Origin of the sequence: Sneathiella sp. HT1-7 (genome assembly GCF_020731145.1) — a bacterium.
In the GTDB taxonomy this organism is placed as follows: Bacteria; Pseudomonadota; Alphaproteobacteria; order Sneathiellales; family Sneathiellaceae; genus Sneathiella.
Genome location: NZ_JAJFZN010000003.1, coordinates 305,765 through 325,731, shown reverse-complemented (window position 1 = coordinate 325,731; position 19,967 = coordinate 305,765). Strand labels below are relative to the sequence as shown.

General features: G+C 51.9%; 20 protein-coding genes. 6 read left to right on the top strand and 14 right to left on the bottom strand.

Features of this window, described 5'->3' with window-relative positions; translation table 11 throughout:
- Positions 1 to 57 precede the first annotated feature (57 nt).
- The 7 genes from LKE13_RS11255 to LKE13_RS11225 form a co-directional block, all read right to left on the bottom strand.
- On the bottom strand, positions 58 to 384 hold the full coding sequence (locus LKE13_RS11255) for a TfoX/Sxy family protein (protein ID WP_227951370.1): 327 nt from the start codon (positions 382 to 384) through the stop codon (positions 58 to 60).
- A 5-nt stretch (positions 385 to 389) separates the two neighbouring features.
- Entirely contained in the window at positions 390 to 3,878 is a 3,489-nt protein-coding gene (locus LKE13_RS11250; protein WP_227951367.1) for an indolepyruvate ferredoxin oxidoreductase family protein, read from the bottom strand.
- A gap of 48 nt (positions 3,879 to 3,926) precedes the next feature.
- A complete protein-coding gene (locus tag LKE13_RS11245; protein WP_227951365.1) occupies positions 3,927 to 4,622 on the bottom strand; it encodes an ABC transporter ATP-binding protein in 696 nt (231 codons plus the stop codon).
- Positions 4,622 to 5,374 (bottom strand): ABC transporter ATP-binding protein, encoded by a 753-nt coding sequence (locus LKE13_RS11240; RefSeq protein WP_227951363.1) that lies wholly within the window; start codon positions 5,372 to 5,374, stop codon positions 4,622 to 4,624. The genes LKE13_RS11245 and LKE13_RS11240 overlap by 1 nt, the downstream gene beginning before the upstream one ends.
- Positions 5,371 to 6,669 (bottom strand): branched-chain amino acid ABC transporter permease, encoded by a 1,299-nt coding sequence (locus LKE13_RS11235; protein ID WP_227951361.1) that lies wholly within the window; start codon positions 6,667 to 6,669, stop codon positions 5,371 to 5,373. The genes LKE13_RS11240 and LKE13_RS11235 overlap by 4 nt, the downstream gene beginning before the upstream one ends.
- Positions 6,666 to 7,616 carry a branched-chain amino acid ABC transporter permease gene (locus LKE13_RS11230; protein ID WP_227951359.1) on the bottom strand — a complete coding sequence of 317 codons (951 nt, stop codon included), beginning with the start codon at positions 7,614 to 7,616 and terminating at the stop codon, positions 6,666 to 6,668. The genes LKE13_RS11235 and LKE13_RS11230 overlap by 4 nt, the downstream gene beginning before the upstream one ends.
- A 111-nt stretch (positions 7,617 to 7,727) precedes the next feature.
- Entirely contained in the window at positions 7,728 to 8,978 is a 1,251-nt protein-coding gene (locus LKE13_RS11225; RefSeq protein ID WP_227951357.1) for a branched-chain amino acid ABC transporter substrate-binding protein, read from the bottom strand.
- A gap of 396 nt (positions 8,979 to 9,374) precedes the next feature.
- Between LKE13_RS11225 and LKE13_RS11220 the strand changes: the two genes are divergently transcribed.
- Entirely contained in the window at positions 9,375 to 9,767 is a 393-nt protein-coding gene (locus tag LKE13_RS11220) for a YbaN family protein (RefSeq protein WP_227951355.1), read from the top strand.
- 14 nt (positions 9,768 to 9,781) lie between these two features.
- On the opposite strand, the gene LKE13_RS11215 is transcribed toward LKE13_RS11220, so the two are convergent.
- Positions 9,782 to 11,167, bottom strand: coding sequence for a PLP-dependent aminotransferase family protein (locus LKE13_RS11215; RefSeq protein ID WP_227951352.1), 1,386 nt, complete (start codon positions 11,165 to 11,167; stop codon positions 9,782 to 9,784).
- 132 nt (positions 11,168 to 11,299) lie between these two features.
- Between LKE13_RS11215 and LKE13_RS11210 the strand changes: the two genes are divergently transcribed.
- Positions 11,300 to 11,917, top strand: a complete 618-nt coding sequence (locus LKE13_RS11210) for a LysE family translocator (RefSeq protein WP_227951350.1) — start codon at positions 11,300 to 11,302, stop codon at positions 11,915 to 11,917.
- Here the strand turns inward: LKE13_RS11210 and LKE13_RS11205 are convergent.
- Complete coding sequence (locus tag LKE13_RS11205) at positions 11,914 to 13,731, bottom strand: PAS domain-containing sensor histidine kinase (RefSeq protein WP_227951348.1); 1,818 nt, start codon at positions 13,729 to 13,731, stop codon at positions 11,914 to 11,916. The genes LKE13_RS11210 and LKE13_RS11205 overlap by 4 nt on opposite strands.
- Positions 13,732 to 13,743: 12 nt before the next feature.
- Complete coding sequence (locus LKE13_RS11200) at positions 13,744 to 14,763, bottom strand: TAXI family TRAP transporter solute-binding subunit (RefSeq protein ID WP_227951345.1); 1,020 nt, start codon at positions 14,761 to 14,763, stop codon at positions 13,744 to 13,746.
- A gap of 147 nt (positions 14,764 to 14,910) precedes the next feature.
- Between LKE13_RS11200 and LKE13_RS11195 the strand changes: the two genes are divergently transcribed.
- From LKE13_RS11195 to LKE13_RS11185, 3 genes are read left to right on the top strand one after another with little or no spacing between them, the layout of a single operon-like run.
- Complete coding sequence (locus LKE13_RS11195) at positions 14,911 to 15,771, top strand: alpha/beta hydrolase (RefSeq protein ID WP_227951343.1); 861 nt, start codon at positions 14,911 to 14,913, stop codon at positions 15,769 to 15,771.
- A 10-nt stretch (positions 15,772 to 15,781) separates the two neighbouring features.
- Positions 15,782 to 16,414: a LysE family translocator gene (locus tag LKE13_RS11190; protein WP_227951341.1), complete on the top strand. Its 633-nt coding sequence runs from the start codon at positions 15,782 to 15,784 to the stop codon at positions 16,412 to 16,414.
- Positions 16,411 to 16,902 (top strand): GNAT family N-acetyltransferase, encoded by a 492-nt coding sequence (locus LKE13_RS11185; protein WP_227951339.1) that lies wholly within the window; start codon positions 16,411 to 16,413, stop codon positions 16,900 to 16,902. The genes LKE13_RS11190 and LKE13_RS11185 overlap by 4 nt, the downstream gene beginning before the upstream one ends.
- 4 nt (positions 16,903 to 16,906) lie before the next feature.
- Here the strand turns inward: LKE13_RS11185 and LKE13_RS11180 are convergent, their stop codons facing one another.
- The 4 genes from LKE13_RS11180 to LKE13_RS11165 all read right to left on the bottom strand — a co-directional run bounded on the left by LKE13_RS11180 (position 16,907) and on the right by LKE13_RS11165 (position 19,444).
- Complete coding sequence (locus tag LKE13_RS11180) at positions 16,907 to 17,353, bottom strand: hypothetical protein (RefSeq protein WP_227951337.1); 447 nt, start codon at positions 17,351 to 17,353, stop codon at positions 16,907 to 16,909.
- Positions 17,354 to 17,547: 194 nt separating this feature from the next.
- On the bottom strand, positions 17,548 to 18,342 hold the full coding sequence (locus LKE13_RS11175; RefSeq protein WP_227951335.1) for an SEFIR domain-containing protein: 795 nt from the start codon (positions 18,340 to 18,342) through the stop codon (positions 17,548 to 17,550).
- A 78-nt stretch (positions 18,343 to 18,420) separates the two neighbouring features.
- On the bottom strand, positions 18,421 to 19,014 hold the full coding sequence (locus LKE13_RS11170) for a DUF2238 domain-containing protein (RefSeq protein WP_227951333.1): 594 nt from the start codon (positions 19,012 to 19,014) through the stop codon (positions 18,421 to 18,423).
- Positions 19,015 to 19,033: 19 nt separating this feature from the next.
- Positions 19,034 to 19,444: a VOC family protein gene (locus tag LKE13_RS11165; RefSeq protein ID WP_227951331.1), complete on the bottom strand. Its 411-nt coding sequence runs from the start codon at positions 19,442 to 19,444 to the stop codon at positions 19,034 to 19,036.
- A gap of 96 nt (positions 19,445 to 19,540) precedes the next feature.
- On the opposite strand from LKE13_RS11165, the gene LKE13_RS11160 reads away from it, so the two are divergent.
- Positions 19,541 to 19,951: a lipocalin-like domain-containing protein gene (locus tag LKE13_RS11160; RefSeq protein WP_227951329.1), complete on the top strand. Its 411-nt coding sequence runs from the start codon at positions 19,541 to 19,543 to the stop codon at positions 19,949 to 19,951.
- Positions 19,952 to 19,967 lie beyond the last annotated feature (16 nt).

The following is a 19,967-nucleotide window of genomic DNA, read 5'->3' as shown; positions in this document are numbered from 1 at the left end:
TATTGTACTGGAGGTTTCTTCCTACCTCTTGCAGACGCGCTGGTCAATCATGGAGGGCTATTTCGGCGGCATTCCGCCGACATAGCGAAGCGCAAGCGAGGTCCAGCGATCCAGCCCGGTCTCGATCGCCTCGCCCGCGTCCACCCAGATGAAACCCGGCATCCTGCGCGCGCCATGCTGCATCGGTTCCGCGCCGGGCATGTCCAGCGCTTCAGCTTCACGCTCTTTACCGACGCGGAACATAAAGCGTCCCACACGCGTTGCACAGAGCATATTCCCATTGAGCATAAAACAGATGCCGCCGAACATTTTTTTCTCGGAAAGGCCGGGATGATCGCCCAGCACATCCCGAAGCTGTTCCACGAGATGTGGATCGACGGCCATCTCTTCTATTCCGCGGCGAGGGCTTCCACGTCCCCTTTTTCGAAGCGATCAAGCAGGTTTTCCCGCTCGGCCTTCGCGGTTTTCAGATGCTGCTCCTTCACATGACCAAAGCCACGAATATGCTCTGGCACCGAGGCTATCTCGACGGCAAGCGCAAGATTGTTCTTGGTGAGCTTCGCGGCGATATCGGTCATCGTGTCGGCATATTCCGTGATCAGCGCGCGTTCGGATTTTCGCTCCTCGGTGTTGCCAAACGGATCGAGCGGCGTCCCGCGCAAACCCTTGAACTTGGCTAGCAGGCCAAAAGCCTTCATCATCCAGGGGCCGAACTCCTGCTTGATGAGATGGCCATTTTCCGGGTTCTTCTTGGCAAAGATCGGCGGGGCGAGATGGAACTTGAGCTTGAAGTCCCCCTCAAACTGGTCATTCAGCTTTTTCGTAAAGCTGCCATCCGTATAGAGCCGTGCAACCTCATATTCATCCTTGTAGGCCATCAGCTTGAAATAGTAGCGCGCGACAGCCTCGGTCAGCACCGTGGAGCCGGGCTTAACTGCCGCCTCCGCCTTGCCGACCGCCTCGATCAGCTTCAGATAGCGTTTGGCGTAGCGACTATTCTGATACCCTTTCAGGAAGTCGCTGCGCTTTTCAATCATGTTATCCAGAGTTTCAATCTCGATGACGTCTGCCGAGGATTCCGGCAAAGCGATTTTTTCGACCTCTTTCCGGCTGGCGGCGGCCTTACGGCCCCAAGCGAAGCTTCGCTTGTTGGCGTCAACCGCGATGCCATTAAGCTCTATCGCTGTTTCAATGGATTTGAGCGAAAGCGGTATTGTTCCCTGCTGAAACGCGTACCCTAAAAGGAACAGGTTCGCCGCAATGGAATCGCCCATCAAGGCCGTCGCAAGTGTCGTGCTGTCGATAAACTCCGTCTGCTCCCGACCGAGGCTCTGGCTTAACAGGTCGGTCAGAGTCTCCCGATCCATTGCAAGGTCCGGGATGAGCGTAAAGGCTGCGACCGGCACAACATAATCATTGATGATCGCCTTGGTTCGGCCAAGGTGATAGGTTTGCAACGCGTCCTGACTTGCGGCAACCACCAAATCACAACCGACAACAACGTCTGTCTGACGGCTGGGAATGCGAGTTCCCGCAAGTTCGGAAGCTGATTTTGCAATACGCACATGGCTCATCACCGCGCCGTTCTTCTGCGCGAGGCCCGTCTGGTCAAGGATAGAAGCACCCTTCCCTTCCACATGCGCCGCCATGCCAAGCAATGCGCCGACAGTGATCACGCCGGTGCCGCCAATGCCGGTCACCAGAATATTGTAGGTTCCATTGATCGGAGGAGTCGCTGGTTCCGGCAAGCCCGCCGCCGGGTTCATCATATCTATCTCGGTGGTTGATACTTCCTTCTTCTCCGGCTTTTTGAGACCACCGCCTTCGACGGTCACAAAGCTCGGGCAGAATCCCTTCACGCAGGAGAAGTCCTTGTTACAGTTCGACTGATCGATCACACGTTTGCGGCCAAAATCTGTTTCCAGCGGTTTTACTGACACGCAGTTGGAAACCACACCGCAATCACCGCAGCCCTCGCAGACCAGCTCATTGATAAAAGCGCGCTTCGCAGGATCAGGGAAAGTGCCGCGCTTGCGACGGCGGCGTTTTTCGGCGGCGCAAGTCTGGTCATAGATCAGTGCCGTCACACCCTCAACTTCACGAAGGTCGCGCTGTACCTTGTCAAGGTCGTCGCGGTGGAAAATCTTGACGCCCGGTGCCCATTTCGTATCGCTGGCGTATTTGTCCGGCTCATCTGTTACGACGACAACCTGCTTGACCCCTTCCGCATGTACTTGCTGACTGATTAGCCAAGGCGAGAGCGGCCCGTCAAAAGGCTGACCGCCGGTCAATGCCACTGCATCGTTGAACAGGATTTTATAGGTGATATTCACATCCGCAGCACAGGCCGCCCGAATAGCAAGTAAGCCAGAATGATAATAGGTACCATCGCCCAAATTCTGGAAGATATGTTTTTCATTCGTGAAGGGAGACTGGCCAATCCAGTTGGCTCCCTCCGCTCCCATATGGGTATAGGTTTCGGTTCTCCGGTTTGGCATGTGAATTGTCATGGTGTGACAACCAATCCCCGCCATCGCGCGACTTCCTTCCGGCACATTGGTGGAGGAATTATGCGGACAGCCCGAACAGAACCAGGGTGAACGCGTGACCGGTGCGGCAGGCATCGCATTACCGCTTTCTCGAGCTTCGGCAACGCTGATCCCCTCCATCACGCTATCGGGCAAATCACGAAGCTTGAGGCGAGACGCAATCGCCCGGGCAACCAGTGCCGGGGTAAGTTCCCCGTCGGAAGGGAGCAACATCTCGCCTTCCTCATCTTCCTTGCCGATCAGCATCGGATGCACTTCCATCCCGTAGAGGATCCTTGCGATCTGATCCTCGATCAGGCTACGCTTTTCCTCGATGACCAGAATTTCATCCAGTCCAACGGCAAATTCAATCAGTCCTTCAGGCTCCAGCGGCCAGGGGCAGGCGACCTTATAAACGGACAAGCCAATTTCCTCGATCTCCTTCTCATGGATACCGAGATCGCTGAGCGCCTGCTCCACATCCAACCAGGATTTTCCGGTGGTCACAATACCGAACCGTCGCTCGTTTGAATCAGTGGTTATTTTATCAAGCCGGTTGGCCCGGACAAACGCCTTGACCATCGGGATCTTATGCCGCAACAGGCGCGTTTCCTGAGCGAGCGGAGTATCGGGCCAGCGAATATGCACGCCATCCGCAGGCGGATCAATATCGTCAGGAATGACAATATCCACGCGATCCGGCCCGACATAGGCAGTTGCCGAACTTTCGACCGTGTCGGTCAGGCATTTCATGCCTACCCAAGCGCCACTATAGCGGGACATCGCAATGCCATAGAGGCCGTAATCGAGATATTCTTGTACTGTCGCGGGATTGAGTACCGGGATCATCGATGCCATCAGCGCCTGTTCACTCTGATGCGCAACAGTCGAGGACTTCGACATATGATCATCGCCCATCAGGACGAGAACACCGCCATTTTCTGATGTGCCCGCCATATTGCCATGCTTGAACGCATCCCCGGAGCGGTCAACGCCTGGCCCTTTTCCGTACCAGATGCCGAAGACACCATCGAAATCCGTCTTGCCGAACATGGGAAGCTGCTGCGAGCCCCAGATGCTTGTTGCCGCAAGATCCTCGTTCACACCTGGCTGAAAGTGAATATCATTATTCTGAAGAAAAGGCTTCGCTTTCCATAGACTCTGATCATAGAGGCCGAGAGGGGAACCGCGATAGCCGGAAATAAATCCGCCAGTTTTCAGGCCCGCCGCCGCATCGCGCTGTCGCTGCATAATCGGTATGCGCACAAGTGCCTGCGTGCCGGTAATAAACACCTGCCCGCTTTCAAGCTCATATTTGTCATCAAGGCTGATTTTAGCCGCTTCACTCATTTTTCTTATTCCCCCGCGCCCCGGGATCATTTGGTCAAATGGAGCCGCCTAAACCTCCAGCCACTCTTTGCGGATCTGCTCGTTGGCCTTCAACTCATCCGGGGTTCCTTCATACACCATATGCCCATGGCCCATGACATACAAGCGATGTGATATACGAAGAGCAATGGCAAGCTTTTGCTCTACAAGAAGGATGGAAACGCCGCGCTTGGCAATTTCGCTTAACAGATCCCCTACCTGTGTCACAATCTTGGGGGCCAGACCTTCTGTCGGCTCGTCGATCATCACCAGGTCCGGGTCCCCCATCAAAGTCCGGCACATGGTCAGCATCTGTTGCTCTCCGCCAGAAAGGACGCCAGCGTCAACATCGGCCCGCTCCCGTAAGTTAGGGAACATGTCGAACATATCCTCCATTGCCCAGCGGCCCTTCTTTTTCATGTTTTTGATGCCCATGATCAGATTCTGACGCACCGTCATGCCGGGAAAGACATCTCGATTTTCCGGAACATAACCAAGGCCGAGATGGGCAATTTCATGCTCCCTTAGGCCGGAAATTTCCTTCCCACGAAACTTTATTGATCCATGTGGCGGCACTTCACCCATGATTGCCTTGATCGTCGTTGAGCGGCCCACACCATTGCGGCCGAGAAGCGAGACGATCTCCCCCTCGCCAACATGAAAGTTAACGCCTTGCAGAATATGGCTTTTTCCGTAGAAGGCATGTAAATCATTTACTTCAAGCATCACTCTTCTGCCTCCGCTCCGAGATAGGCTTCCTGCACCGCCTTGGAATTCCTGATATTTTCCGGTGTGTCGGTAGCAATGATTTCACCATAGACCAGGACAGAAATCCGGTCCGCGAGATCGAAGACAACACCCATGTCATGCTCCACCATAACCAGTGTTTTTCCATCTGTGATCTTGCGGATCAGCTCTATTGCCTGATCGGTCTCGCTATGGCTCATGCCTGCTGTCGGTTCGTCAAGCATAATGGCATCTGCGCCCCCTGCCGCCGAGATTCCGATCTCCAGCGCCCGCTGCTCGGCATAAGTCAGAACGCCAGCCGGAATATGCTGCCGGGACGTGAGACCGATCTCCTCGATCACTTCCGCTGTTCTCTCGTTCAACTCCCGTTGCCGATCAACCAGATGCCAGAATGAATATTTATAATCCTTAACCCACATTAGACCGCAACGGACATTCTCGAACACGCTCATATTCGGGAAAATATTAGTGACCTGAAAGCTTCTGGAAAGCCCTTTGCGGTAAATCTCATAGGGCGGCAAATTACTGATATTCTCACCATGCAGCTTAACCGAACCGCCACTGACGTTATATCGACCACTGATAAGGTGAAACAATGTAGATTTTCCGGCGCCATTGGGGCCAATTATCGCATGCCGTTCCCCCTTTTCTATCGTCAGGTTGACGCCACGGATAATTTCTGTCGGACCGAAACTCTTGCGCAGATCCGTAAGCTCAATCGCGGCAGTCATGATCCCGCTCCTTCTGCCTTAGCAGGAGGTTTATTCGCCATTTCCCATGCGTCCCTGAGCTGCGGCAATTGACTCCGCGTCAGATAACCCCCAACAACGACCAACGCCAGAATGACGATCCAGGTCACAATGCCATGGCTGTCAAAATCGACCCCCATCAAACTCATTGCCGTTTCGCCTTCAACAGAGCTGCGCATATGATGAATGGTCTCCAGAAAGGTGGCGATCCCCGTCAGCATGGCCAGCGCCGGAATTCCCGCGCGCAGATACGGCAGCACAAGCAAGCCGATCCGTCTCATGCGCCACGCCGCCGTATGCATCACAATAATGCCCGTCAGCCCTTGCGGCACATACATGACCGTCAGGACAAAAAGGATACCAACATAAAGCTGCCAGATATCCGTGTAGTTGCTGAGGATGCTTTGCAGGAGAGTAAAGACAACCGCGCCGACAATCGGACCAATGAAAAATCCGACCCCGCCAATATAGGCCATCAGCAACACCGTGCCCGAAGTCAGCGCATTCAGGTTCTCTTCCGTCACAATCTCAAAATTCAGAGCGAACAACCCGCCAGCAATCCCCGCAAAAAAGCCCGAGGCACAGAAGGAGACGAAGCGTACTTTACGCTGGCTGTAGCCAACAAACTCCGCCCGCTCCGCATTGTCGCGGACCGCGTTGGCCATCCGTCCAGCCGGTGTACGTGAAAAAAGATACATCAGGGCGACGGTTACAAAGACCCAGCCAGCGATCAGGTAATAGATATGGATATCCTGCCCAAAATTAATCCCCATCAGCTCAGGGCCAGTGGTGCGGTCCCCGCTTACACCCTCCTCGCCGCCGAAGAACGCAACGAAGATAAGAGAACTGGCGGCCATCAATTCCCCGACACCGAGGGAGATCATCGCAAAGACTGTCCCGGCCCGTCGGGTCGAGAAGCTCCCAATTATAATACCGAAGACCAGCCCGATCAGGCCCCCGAATATCGGGATCAAGTACATCGGGAAGGTAAAATCTCCATCCTCGATATAATTCATGAAATGAACCGACATGAACCCGCCAAGGCCGAAATAAACGGCATGGCCAAAGGACAGCATCCCCCCCTGCCCGAGCAGCATATTATAGGACAGGGCAAAAATGATAAAAATCCCCATCAGGTTCATCGTATAGAGTCCGACGTTTGACGAGAAAATATTCGGCAATGCCAACAGCAAGATCAGGAAACCGATCCAAGGGGTCAGGGTTTTCAATAGAGGCCGGCTTGCCACCGGCGAAGCAGTTTTTGTAATTTCACTCATGTTTCGCGATTCCCGAACAGGCCCGTCGGGCGGAAAATAAGGATCAGGATCAACAACAGATACGGCAGTATCGGCGCAATCTGCGGAAGCGATAGCGTCCAGAGATCGCGGAACGCACTATCCGCATCAAACGAGATATTAAAAAGCTGAAGCAGGTCATTCACGGAATAGTCAAGGGCGATGGCGAAAGTCTGCAATAACCCGATAAGAAGGGACGCGACAAAGGCACCCGTCAGGGACCCTAAGCCGCCGACAACGACGATCACAAAGACAATACTTCCGAGAACAAATGCCATTCCGGGAAAAGTTCCGAGTGCCGGCCCGGCAATGACCCCGGCCAGCCCGGCCAACGCACAGCCAACACCGAACACGCCCATAAAGACCAACGGCACATTATGGCCAAGCATGGCCGTCATATTCGGCTTGTGAATAGCCGCCTGAATAATCAATCCGACACGCGAACGGGTCAGGATCAGAAGCAACATGATGAAGATACCGATTGAAATCAGCAGCATGAACGCCTTGTAGGCGGGAAAATTCTGTCCAAAAAAAGTAAAGAGTGGGAATTGCAGAATTTCCGGCTCGTGATAGGCCTTGGTATCCTTGCCCCAGATGAACTGCACCACTTCTTCAATCAGGAAGGCCAGGCCGAAGGTGAAGATAAGCTCTGCCACATGGCCCCAGCGATGAACGTAGCGAAGACCATATCGCTCCACCACCGCCCCCAGCAGGCCAACCAGAATGGGCGCCACGATCAAGCCGATCCAGAATCCAAGATAGATACTGATGGTATAGGCAAAATAGGCGCCAAGCATATAGAAGCTGGCATGAGCGAAGTTAAGGACACCCATCATCGAGAAAATAAGCGTAAGTCCGCTCGCCAGCATGAACAGCAGCAGTCCCGTCACAATGCCGTTCAACAGGGAAAAGAAGATCAATTCGAGCATCGGCTGAATCTCTTTTTTACACAGTGAATTTTGGTTGTTGGCCAGATACAATCCGGCTCGAAACTAACTGGCCGGACAAATGCCCGGCCAGTATTTCGTTCAGAATGTTGCCTAGCTGGCAGGGCGTTCCATGGAACAACCACTCGGCGGGATATCCGCATCGGCTGCCGAAATGGTCTTTTCGGTCACCAAGCCATACCCCGAATTATCCGCATCCAGAACGATATTTTCGTCTGTATGAACAGAAATGCTGATTGGCTGCATCAACTGATGATCTTCAGCCCGCATAACCACCTTGTCACCCTGAATAGTCGTATATTCCATGCCTTCCAGAGCCATGGCAACTTTCGCCGGGTCCGTGCTGTCGGTCTCGTTCATCGCGTTGGCCAGCATGACCAGCGCGTTGGCGATACGGAACTGGGAAATATCAGCTTCCGGATATTTCTCTTTAAAGGCCATGTGATAGGTCTTGTATTCTTCTGTCGGTGGAGGGTTTACGCGACCTTCATGAACCAGCCGGATCTTGTTCTTGCCTGAGGCCCCGATGGTTTTCGTAATACCATCATTCGCCGCATAGTAAGTATAGACCGGCGCATCGATTCCGGCATCGCCAATCGCCTTGGCAAGTCCGACCATATCCGCACCCCAGTTACCTGTGATGATAGCATCCGCCTCTGATGCCCTGATTTTGGTGGCATAAGGCGTAAAATCCTTCACTTTGCCAATCGGGTGGAGTTCATTGCCAACAATCTCGATATCCGGGCGCTTTTCGCCAAGATATTTCACAGCACCGGCGGCAACAGCCTTACCAAAGGAATAATCCTGACCAATGATATAGACCTTCTTGATCGATTCATCTTCCGCAATCACGTCCGTCAACGCGTTCATCTTGATGTTTGCATTGGCATCGAAACGGAAATGCCAGAAATTACATTTCTCGTTGGTCAATGCCGGATCAACAGCCGAGTAGTTCATAAACAGGACAAGTTCGTCCGGGTTCCGGCTGTTATGCTTTTTCACGGCATCGGTCAGCGCGTTTGCCACGCCTGAGCTGTTTCCCTGCATGATATAGTGAATACCATCACCGATGGCTCTTTTCAGTTGAACCAGGCTTTCCTTCGGGCTGATCTTGTTGTCAAAACCGACAACTTCAAACATCTGTCCGCCAACAACGCCGCCCTTCTGGTTTACAAGCATATCAGCCGCGAACTGCGCCTGTTTATAGCCGCTCGTTCCCGTCGCCGCGAAGGGACCGGATAACGGATCAATAAAAGCAATTTTAATGGTATCGGCAGCTTGCGCTGTGAACGCAGATAGCGCAGCGATCGCCGCACCTACGAGTATCGTCGATTTGAGTTTCAATTTATCCTCCCAGAACTAAATTGATCTATATGTAACGTTACGCCGCATTCCTGTTGTAAATTTTTTTTTGCACGGGGCACGGCAACGCTGAAAGTTTAGCAAATGCTTTCTTTCATTTTTTATGAAAGCCCAGATTGCCCGGAAGATCAACGAAAAAATCTGGAATTATTTCGCATCCTGTCGGCATGGACACCTAATATCAAGCGAAACCCGCATGCCATTCAGACCCGGATAGAGAGATATTCAATAAACCGCCCCACTTCCTAGCTATTCCGGGAATTCACACAGGAGAGCAATGTTTATTTTAATCGGACTTTCATTTTTTTGGCTATATTCTCTGAATAAATGTGTATGACCACCCTAAGATAAACTCCTTCAGGAAAGACAGCTAGACGAATGACGGCGCACACCAAGAAAATTGTTCTGCTGCTGATCGGCTGGCTTTTTGTCATTGTCGGAGCGATCGGGATATTTTTGCCCGTTCTTCCGACAACCCCTTTCCTGCTGATTTCCCTCTGGGCCTTTTCGCAAAGTTCCGAACGGTTTCACGATTGGCTCTACCATCACCGGATATTCGGTCCACCGTTGCAGGACTGGTCGAAATACGGGGTGATACCGCTTCGCGCCAAGATTATTGCGCTATCGACCATGGCAATAAGTGCAGCACTGGTTATTCTGTTTTCAAGCACGCCTTGGTATGGCCTGACCGCTATGCTTATACTGATGGGGATCGGAGCCGGTTTCATTCTCTCCCGGCCCAGCCGCCCAAAAGAAAAAGAAACGCCGTAAGCGCCACTCCTGCTTCACACCATCATGACAGGGGAATTTTCATGGGCGAGCAAAGTCGCCAGACGCTCCAGCGCTTTCACCAGCTTATCCTCACGCGGTTCCGCCATCAGGCATATCCGGACATGGTCAACATCAACGGACTTGTTCATAGCGAAGGTATCACCCGCAACGACAACGATGTTCTCTCGACGGGCGGACGAAACAAAATCGTTCATCGATTGCTCGTCAGGTAGCCTGATCCAAATATGCGAAAGCGGTGAATGAGATGGAGAGAGTGGCCTGTCGAGCCAGCGCCCCAATATGTCATGCGCCAGCCTCTCGCGCCTAAAACAGACTTCAACAAGCTGACGCCCCTGTTCAGCAACCTGACCAGATTGAAAAAGAAAGTTCGCCATATCCAGAATTAGGGGCGACGTCATCCAGGTCATCGTCGTCATTTTGGTCGCCAACCGCGGCACCAGATTATCCGGCGCCACCATGTACCCAAGACGAAGTGCCGGGCTCATGACTTTGGAACAGGTGGTGAGAAATAACGAGATATCCGGCGCAAGATCGCGATAAGTTGGAACCCCCCAGTTCTGCAGCGGGGCATAGACGCCGTCCTCAACGATGGTAACGCTATAGCGGCGTGCGATATCGATAATCTGTTTCCGCCGGACCAGAGACTGTGTTGCACCCGTTGGATTATGGTTGGTCGGCACGGTCACTAGTATTTTCACATTGCCCCGCCGGCAAATATCCGCGAAGGCCTCCGGTACTAGTCCCTCTTCATCCATTGCAACAGGCGCCAGCCGCAAGTCAAGCTCATAAGCTGCGGCGCGGATGCCGGGATAGCCAAGCGCTTCCGTCGCAACTGTCTCCCCGGCACTTGCCAAGGTTGCCATCGCCAGATAAAGGCCGGATTGAGCCCCCTGTGTGATAATAATATTATCCAGATCAACAGATTGAAGCATTGTCGAAAGCCAGGTTGCGGCGACTTCTCTGTCGCGCGGTCGCCCGCGGCTGTCGGAGTATGAAAAATACGCCCCCGGTTCGTTCCGCCGAAACAGTCGCTGCGCGGCATCGCGCAACCGATTTTCCGTCTCGTGATGAAAATAGCTATTCTTTGAAAGGTCCGTCAGGCCGCGCTGCCCCTCGCTCCAACTTTCCTTGGGAAATATTGCGCCTTTACCGATTCCTGCCTCATCACGAGGTGTCCCGTAGACAAAGGTTCCCTGCCCGATCCGGCCATAGCAAACCCCTCGCCTTTCCAACTCAGCGTAGGCGCGACTGGCTGTGCCGATGGAGCAGCCATAGTCATAAGCAAGGTCCCGATGGGTCGGCAACCGATCACCCGGCTGGAACGTCCCATCCTCTATCTTCTCGATAAACAGGGCGACAATTTCCTCGAATTTCTTCATTCGATTTCCCTTAAATTGTCATTGTGACAATATAGAATTTGACGGGGACATTATTATAACAATATTGAGACAATGTAAATTGTCTTGATATTCCTTTTGCAGCTCGCAAGGTGTCCCATGGATTACGGAAAAATGGCTTTGGTTGCATTGTTCGCAATGTCGATGGTGGGCTCGCCGGGTCCTGTGAATATGCTCCTGATGGCGTCGGGAGCCAATTTTGGTTACTGGCGCTCGTTTCCCTTCCTGATCGGAAGCATATCGGGATTTTTGCTTGTCTGCATAGCGACTGCGCTAGGGCTTGGCACGTTGTTCACGACCTCCCCCGTCTTACAGCTTGTCTTCCTCTGCGCGTCGCTTTTTTATATCCTGTATCTCGCTTATCGGGTGGCCACCGCCAACCCAACCCTTACGGAGAGTTCAGACCGGCCGGGTTATCTCGCCGGTTTAATCCTGCATCCCCTAAACCCAAAGGCCTGGGTGACGATTGTCGCTGCCTTTTCACAGTTTGTTACACCGGAAGAAAGCTATACGTCGCAGGTCTTCATCATCATTATGATATTTCTACTGGTCAGCCTGCCGTTTAATTCCCTATGGTGCTATGGCGGCAATTTATTGCGGCGGATGGTCAAGTCGCACCAAGTTTTGCGCGCGATCAATGTCACTCTGGCTGTATTAATGCTCGTGGCTGTTGGAGTTGCTCTCTTTCAAGCAGATGTTTTGAAGCCTTTGCTCGCCTCGATACAGGCCTAACCCGCTTCTTTGAGTTGCACAGTCCGCGCAGGCGGGAAGATCACGGTACAAACGGTTCCAACCCCGACTTCACTTTCCAGTGTAAATCGAGCATCGTGAACATCACAAAGCATCTGAACGAGCGTCAGGCCAAGACCTGTTCCATCGTTATTGCGGGCATAGTTGGTCTGCACCTGGCCAAACCGATCAAGGACGCGAGGAATATCCGACTGCTCAATTCCAATGCCGGTATCCTCAACCCGAAGATTGATCCCATTGTCTGAGCGAATTTCAACCCCCACCGTCACAAAACCTTCCTGGTTCGTAAATTTAACCGCGTTAGAGACAAGATTTGCGAGGATTTGTTTGATACGGGTCTCATCGCCGAAGAATACCGGGAGTTCCTTGGGAAGTTCCGTCTGCAAGCTGACCCCGGCCTCTGCTGCACGAACTGAGAGCATGCGGAAACAAGACTGTATGACAGACGCAAGATCAATTTTCCGCTCCGACAACTGCAGCTGACCCGCCTCAACCTTCGCTACATCCAACACGTCATTGATCAGGCCCAGCAAATGCCGCCCCGCGCCATGGATATCCGACGCATATTCCTTATAGTTGGGATGGCCAAGCTGCCCGAACGCCTCCGACGTTAGCAATTCGGAGAAACCGATAATGGCGTTAAGCGGTGTACGAAGCTCATGACTCATATTAGCTAGAAATTCCGATTTGGTGCGGTTCGCAAGTTCGGCCATTTCTTTCGCTTTGCGCAAATTTACCTCGGCTCGCACACGGTCATTCATATCCGTAAGCGTACCCTCGAGATACAGCATCTTACCGTCGCTATCAAACACGCCATGTGCGTTAAGCGCAGCCCAGGTCAAAGAGCCGTCCTTTCGACGCCATTGGTAAATCTGGTCTATCAAAAACTGCCCCTTGGAGACAAGCATGAGATGCTTCTCGGCAATCGACGGGTCTAAATATACTTCATCGATAAACGAAGAGACTTCGTCAACAAGCTCTGAAGATGAGCTATATCCCAGAATGTCAGCCATCGCCGGATTGGCGTTAATAATAAAAGCACCACTCGTATCCGCCTGAAAAATGCCTTCTGTGGCATTTTCATAAATTCTACGGTGCTTTAGTTCACTCTGTTCCAACGCCATTTCAGACGCCCGACGATTATAGATATAATAGATCAGCACGGCCGCAAGCCCTGCGAGACCAATCAGGACGAGCAGAACAGCATCCCGAAAGACACTGATCTTTTCCGCTTGTACCCTCAGTAACTCGACTGCGGTATTATTGGATTGCGCATGGAGACTATCGGCTTTAGTAAGAGCCGTACGCCCTCTATCCAGAGCTGCCTTCAGCACTATATCTGATGTTGGCGGCAACCCGCCGACCCCGTTTTCAAGCCATCCCTCAAGGTCGAATAATGCCGGTCTCAAGATACCATAAATGGCAGCTGTTCCAATCAGGTTATCGAACCCATATTTGATGCGCTTCTGCTCCAGAACAATGCTGACTTCTTGTAGTTTCTGCTGAGCTAACTCGATACCTTCGGCCCGTTCCTCACCCTGCGCAATTTTGGCTACGGCTACTATCTGGATGACATCTTCAACATCAAAAAGGATCGAGGCCATTGCCTGAGAATCTTCAATAACCTGGACCGGGATAGACTCCTCAATACCGGAAAGCGTCTCCTGTACATAACGAATAGTTCCAATGACAAACAAGGTGAGTGCCAGAATCGCGATGACATAACTGTTCTGTCGTGTGAGCAGTCCTTTAAAATTTATTTTCCCGTTTTTACGGGAGATGGAGGAGGCTAGCATTTCAATCTGTACCTAGTTCGTCCTGGTATCGGCGACATTCTCCCGAATTTCGCGATAGTATTTCTGTGCGCCCGGATGCAGCGCAACACTCATTGACGCAAAGGTTGTTCCCATTGAGATTTTGGATAGCTTCGGATGAAGGTTCATTTTCTTGATTGCTGGCAGATTACGCCAGAATGTTTTGGTAATCTCATAAACTTCCTCTTCACTCTGCCGTCTATCGACGATCCAGAGGGCCGTCACACATAATGTGCGCACCATATCGACGCCTTTATAGCTCCCTGCCTTTATGACCGATGTAGAGAAAAAGGTATTTTCCCGAGACAGCATCGTTGCTGTCGGTCCGTCAATCGGTACGAGGGTGATCAGACCTTCTTCGCTGAGCTCTGCAATCGCTTTCGATGGGCTGCCCGCCACAAGAAAGAAGGCGTCCAGTTGTCCGGCGCGCATTTTCTTAATGGCATCCGCCGCCTTGATATATTGAGCTTCAAATTCACTTTCCCGGACGCCGAAGGCATCGAGGATCAGCCTTGCATCGACGAGCGTTCCGGATCCAGGATCGTCCAGGGACACACGTTTACCGCGCAAGTCACTGACGCTTCTGATGTCGGCATCCTTACGGGCAACCAGATGAATATCCTCCCGATACAGGCTGGCAATCGCCGTGATATCCTGAAATGGGCCGGTTTCATCGAAAATGCCGGTGCCCGTTCGCGCCCAATAAACAATATCGGACTGTGCCAGGCCGCTTTCGATCTTGCCTGACTGAATATCTTCAATATTTGAAACAGATCCGTTTGCAGTCTGGGCAAGAGACAGAAGATAGGGAACGCCACAAGGATCGGGCGTACAGTCCTCTTTACCCAAAGGATTTGAAAGCATCCGGGCAATTGTCTTGCCGACAGGATAATAGGTTCCCCCGACGCCGCCAGTACCGATCCGGAACAGACTTACTTCTTCCGCGATTGCTGTGTTAACGGGCACGAATAACGCCACACACAAGACAGCAATATGCGTAAATTTGAACCGCATAGTTCCCTGATCCTTTAATTACCGCGGGTTTTGTGCTTTATTTTCACAAACCATCGACGTCAAATGCTCCAATTCTCAGCAAATGGTAGCATCTGCAAATTAATGAGCGGTAAACAACTCAAAATAAGATCAGGGTAAAAATACGGCATGGTGAAAGAAAGTATAACGGAACAAGAGATTGACCAGCTGAACATCGAGTATCTGCCGCGCCATACGGTCCCGGATATGATGCGCTATTTCGAGGATGCCGCAGGTCGGAGTGCCAAGGCTCGTGAAAAGCTGTCCGGAGAGTATGATATCTCCTACGGCAACACAGATTTGCAATGCGTGGATATTTTCCCTGCATCCAACCCCGGCGCGCCCGTTCTTGTCTTTATTCATGGCGGGTATTGGCGGGCGCAGGATAAAAGCACCTATAGCGAAATTGCCGAGCCCTTTGTCGCGGCCGGCGCGACGGTCGTCCTTCCCAATTATGATCTCTGCCCCGTGGTCACCATTACGGATATCGTCCAGCAAATGCGAGCGGCCCTCGCGTGGGTTTACAAAAATATCGCCGACTACAATGGCGCCCCGGACAAAATCTATCTTTCCGGCCACTCGGCGGGCGGGCATCTTACCGGGATGATGATGGCAACGGATTGGCAGGCCATGGAACTCCCTGCCGATATCCTGAAAGGTGCGACACCGTTAAGCGGCCTCTTTGATATTGAGCCTCATCGCCATACCGAGTTGCAGGCCGACATCCGCCTCACCGAGGCGGAGGCGGCGGCCAACAGTCCGCAATATCTCCCCCTCACCGCCCAATGCCCTGTGCTATGCGCGGTTGGCGGAGGGGAGAGCGCCTCTTTTCATCAGCAATCAAAGGAATTTGCCGAGAAATGCCGAGCCGCGGGCCTTCCATGCGAATATTTCGAGCTTGGCACCGATAATCATTTCGATATCACGGACCGGCTGCATAAGGCCGATGATCCGCTCACCCGCGTGCAACTTAAACTAATGGGCCTATAAGAAGACTGATATGGATACGACTTTGATTTTGCTTTCCGTTTTTGGCATTTTTATTCCGGCGCTGATGCTGCCCGGGCCGGATTTTATCGGCGTTGTCCGATCCTCCATGACGGGCGGCACAAGAAGCGGGCTGCTGACCTCCCTTGGTGTTTCTATCGGGCTTCTGATGTATGCGAGCCTGAGTCTTCTCGGTCTTTCGGCCATTCTCACCCAATATGAATGGCTCGCCTGGGCGGTGCGCGTTGCGGGCGCGGGCTACCTCATCTATCTCGGCATCCGGCTCCTGTTCGTGAAGCCCGACGCGATGGAGATGACGACCGCAGAGCGCAAGCCCGCAGGCAACGCGCTCCTGTTCGGATTTATGGTGACGCTCACCAACCCGAAGGCTGTTGTTCTGTTTACCAGCGTCTTCGCAACGGCGGTCACGGCGGAGACACCGAGCTGGCTCCTCCTCCTGATGATCGCGCTGGTTTTTACAAGCTCCCTCCTCTGGTACACAATCGTCAGCCTGTTCATGTCCTCAAAACCGGTGATGAACCGTTTTGCCAAAGCCCGCCACTGGATCGAGCGGACAGCCGGCGCCTGCTTTATCGCCATCGGCGGCAAGTTGCTCTCTGACGCGCGCAACCCGCTTAGCCCGTGAGCCTCCCCCTGCGACAGGAACGGCCCGACGATGCCCCCGCCATCCACGCCCTTATCACCGCCGCCTTCGGGCAGGAAGACGAGGCAAACCTTGTTGATGCCCTCCGGCAGGACGGGGATCTTTGGCTCTCGCTGGTAATGGAGGGGGAGGACGGAGAGATTATCGGCCATATTGCCCTCTCCCGCCTTAAATCCCCGAAAAACGCCCTCGCGCTCGCGCCCGTTTCCGTCACCCCGAAGCGGCAGGGAGAGGGCATCGGCGGCGCGCTGATAAGGCGCGCGATTAAGGAGGCCCGCAGCAAGGGTAAAACGCTGATCTTCGTCCTCGGCGACCCCGCCTACTACACCCGCTTAGGATTTAATGTCGAAACTGCCGCGCCGTTCGACTGCATCTACGCGGGCGACTATTTTATGGCGCTGGAACTCGGCGACGAGAAAGCAGAAGTCGCCCCGGTTGTTTATGCGGACGCTTTTGGGCGATTGGGGTAGTTTTTTAGGCTATCGTCTCAAGTTTTTCTAAACCAAGTAACTGCGCAGGTTCAAGTCTCAAATAACTCCAGCTTGGCAATTTTATGCTGCCGTTTTTATATTCCTCTAGCTGCGCTCTCAATTCCTCAATGTTATTTATGCCCAGCATCGGTTTTATTAATGCGAAATATGATTTCGATTTCGCCCTAGAGAATATTTCAAATGGACCTCGTAATCTTACACAATAAACTAAAGTCTCCGGCCACCATCCATCATAACTATCAGAAGCATCATGATCGCCTCGCAATAGCAACACAAAATCGGCCTGCATAAGATCATTGAACTCTATTCCTGTACCGCTAGATCGTTCACGCAATAAATCAGCATGAACCGATATTCTATTCAATTTTAGTCTTTTATTTCGGTATTTTAGAGATTCTAGATAGTTCCGAAATTCAGTAAACTTAACCATTACTGAACTTCCGTGGTTCGAATGATACGAAACATAATACTCGTTAGCTAAAAGGTAATTTGCCAACGTATAATTTTCAGTTTTGATGAAAATTGCTATCGTATACAAAAACATTTCATGGATGATGAATTTGAAATTATCAAAATCCCATTCTTTCCAAGATCCGACATCTTTAGGAACACTTAGATAGGGAATTAACAATTCGAAAAAACGATAAACTTTTTTATATACTCTTCAGCAGGACAATAGTGAGCAATTGTCAGGAGAACTTGGATTAATTCATTGCGATAAGGGATAAAACTTTCGATATTATCCACAACAGCGTCGTCAAACTCTCCCTGAACATTTGTTAGCCTAAAATTTTCTAAATTTGCCGAGAATATCGTAAAATATTCATCCAATGCACCTAAAGCGAAAGGCTTGTTATCTTTAATGGCAGAAACCGCGCGACGAAATGCAACAGTCGTTCCTAGTGATAAATCTTCTGGTTCATCGAGAAATTTAGGTTTCGTTCCCAACTCTGGCTTGACGTGTAATGGCTTATCAAAAACCCAGCGTAATAGTTTTTCGAAGTTCTCCGCATAAATATCCGACTCACTTAAATCTATAAATATTCTCGATTTATAATAAGTAGGAATAAGTGGATTGCCATCGCCATCTTTCTCCGTAACTATAACAACAAATTTGTCTTGATTTTGCTTGTCATATACTTCTTTAGAAATAATTTGCGTTTCAGTACCTACACCTCCAGCCCTTCCATCCGCTTTTTCTGCGTATGTGCTGTCAGAAATTATGGCAACCTTTTTTATAGATTTATCAGTAACCATTTTTTCCATAAATGCCACCGCATCATGGCCTTCTTTTAGGTCCCACTTGTCCAGAATTACGTCGATGCCGGATTCCACTAGTTCGGTCGCCAAATCTAGTACGAATTGCTCATGCTCTATGCTTGACCAACTATATGATATGAATAATTTTGGGGCTGCCATGAAATTCGGAACCAAAAAAGAACGGTTGTTAAAAGTACATTATTATTAGTTGAAGCTCAACATGGCAAACCTAGCAAATCATCCCACCCTCTTCAACTGCTGGTCATGCAGCCTTGACAGCAACAGCAGCGCTAGGATCGCGCCGAAAAGGGCCAGCGCCATATCGCTTTGAGTGTCCCAGATATCGCCTTGGGTGGCGAGGAAGTCATCGGCGGCGGCGCCGGTGAGGATCGCGACGGCCCATTCGATCAATTCATAAAAGGCACTGAAGGCGAGGCAGATGGAGACGATGATAAAATTCCGCCAGTTCGCCCCCCTCACAATCTCCAGCCGGATCAGGACCTCCCGCGCGATGATGGCGGGCACGAAGCCTTGCGCCAGATGGCCGACGCGGTCGTAATTGTTCCGCTCAAACCCGAACCAGGGTTTGATGGTGTCGAACAGCGGCACCTCGGCATAGGTGTAATGCCCGCCCACCATCAGAATAATGCAATGAATGAGAATGAGCGTGTAAAGCAACGGCGTTAAAGGAAATTTCTGGTATGTCAGGGCAAGGATAACTAGCCCGATCAATGCCGGTACAACCTCTAGAAACCAGATGAAATAGCCTTTCGGCTCAATCGCCGACCAGATCAAAACGGCAAAATAAATGCCGAGCCAGAGATACCGCATATTCCCCCTCCTCTTGCTGTTAGAGTGCCTCGGGCGGCCCTTTGAGCTCTACCACATTCCCCTCCGGATCACTCATATAGAAGGACGGTCCCTGCCCGTCCGCGCCGTAGCGACTTTTGAGCTCGCCCGGATCGATGCCATGGGCGTTCAGGTGGGCGCGAATTTCTTCCTCATCAAAATTCTCGATGGAGAGGCAGAAATGATCGAGATTGCGTGCCTCTTTCCCCGGTGCCGCGCCCCCCATCTGCCCCAGCGTCCCCTCGACCGTCACCAGATCGATCAGCGATGATCCCGCGCGAAGCTGATAAAGCCCGATTGCTTCTTGTGTTTTCTCCATCGTACAGCCAAGCGCCTTGATATAGAAATCCATCATCTTCTCGATATCCTTGACCCTCAGGACCAGATGATCGATATGCTTGATTTTGAACATGTCGCCCTCCCGTTGATTAGACGTGATATTACATCTTTTGCCACGCCCGCCAAACTGCTAGGTTGCCAGCATAATAACAAGAAAAGGAAATTTCCAATGATTACCCGTGACGATCTGATCGGTACCTGGCGCCTGAAAAGCTGGACAAGCCTCAAGAATGGGGAGCCCGTCGGCTACCCGATGGGCGAAGATGCGAAAGGCCAGATTATCTATAGCCCCGAAGGCCGGATGAGTGGCTTCCTGATGCGCACCGATTTCGCGGATCAGCCACGGGAAACGGCGGCCAGCCCCGATATCTGCCTCGCCTATGGGGGTAATTTCCGCCTTGAGGGTGATCAGGTCATTCACGATGTCGACATTGCGACAGTGCCTTACTGGATCGGGAACCCGTTGATCCGTACCGTGGTTCTGCAGGGCGAAAACGTTCTCCTTAAAACCAAGCCGGAAACAACATCTTCGGGCAACACCTATGAGCATCACCTTTTGTGGGAGCGGATAACCGGCTGACGATCCGGCGCGGGCG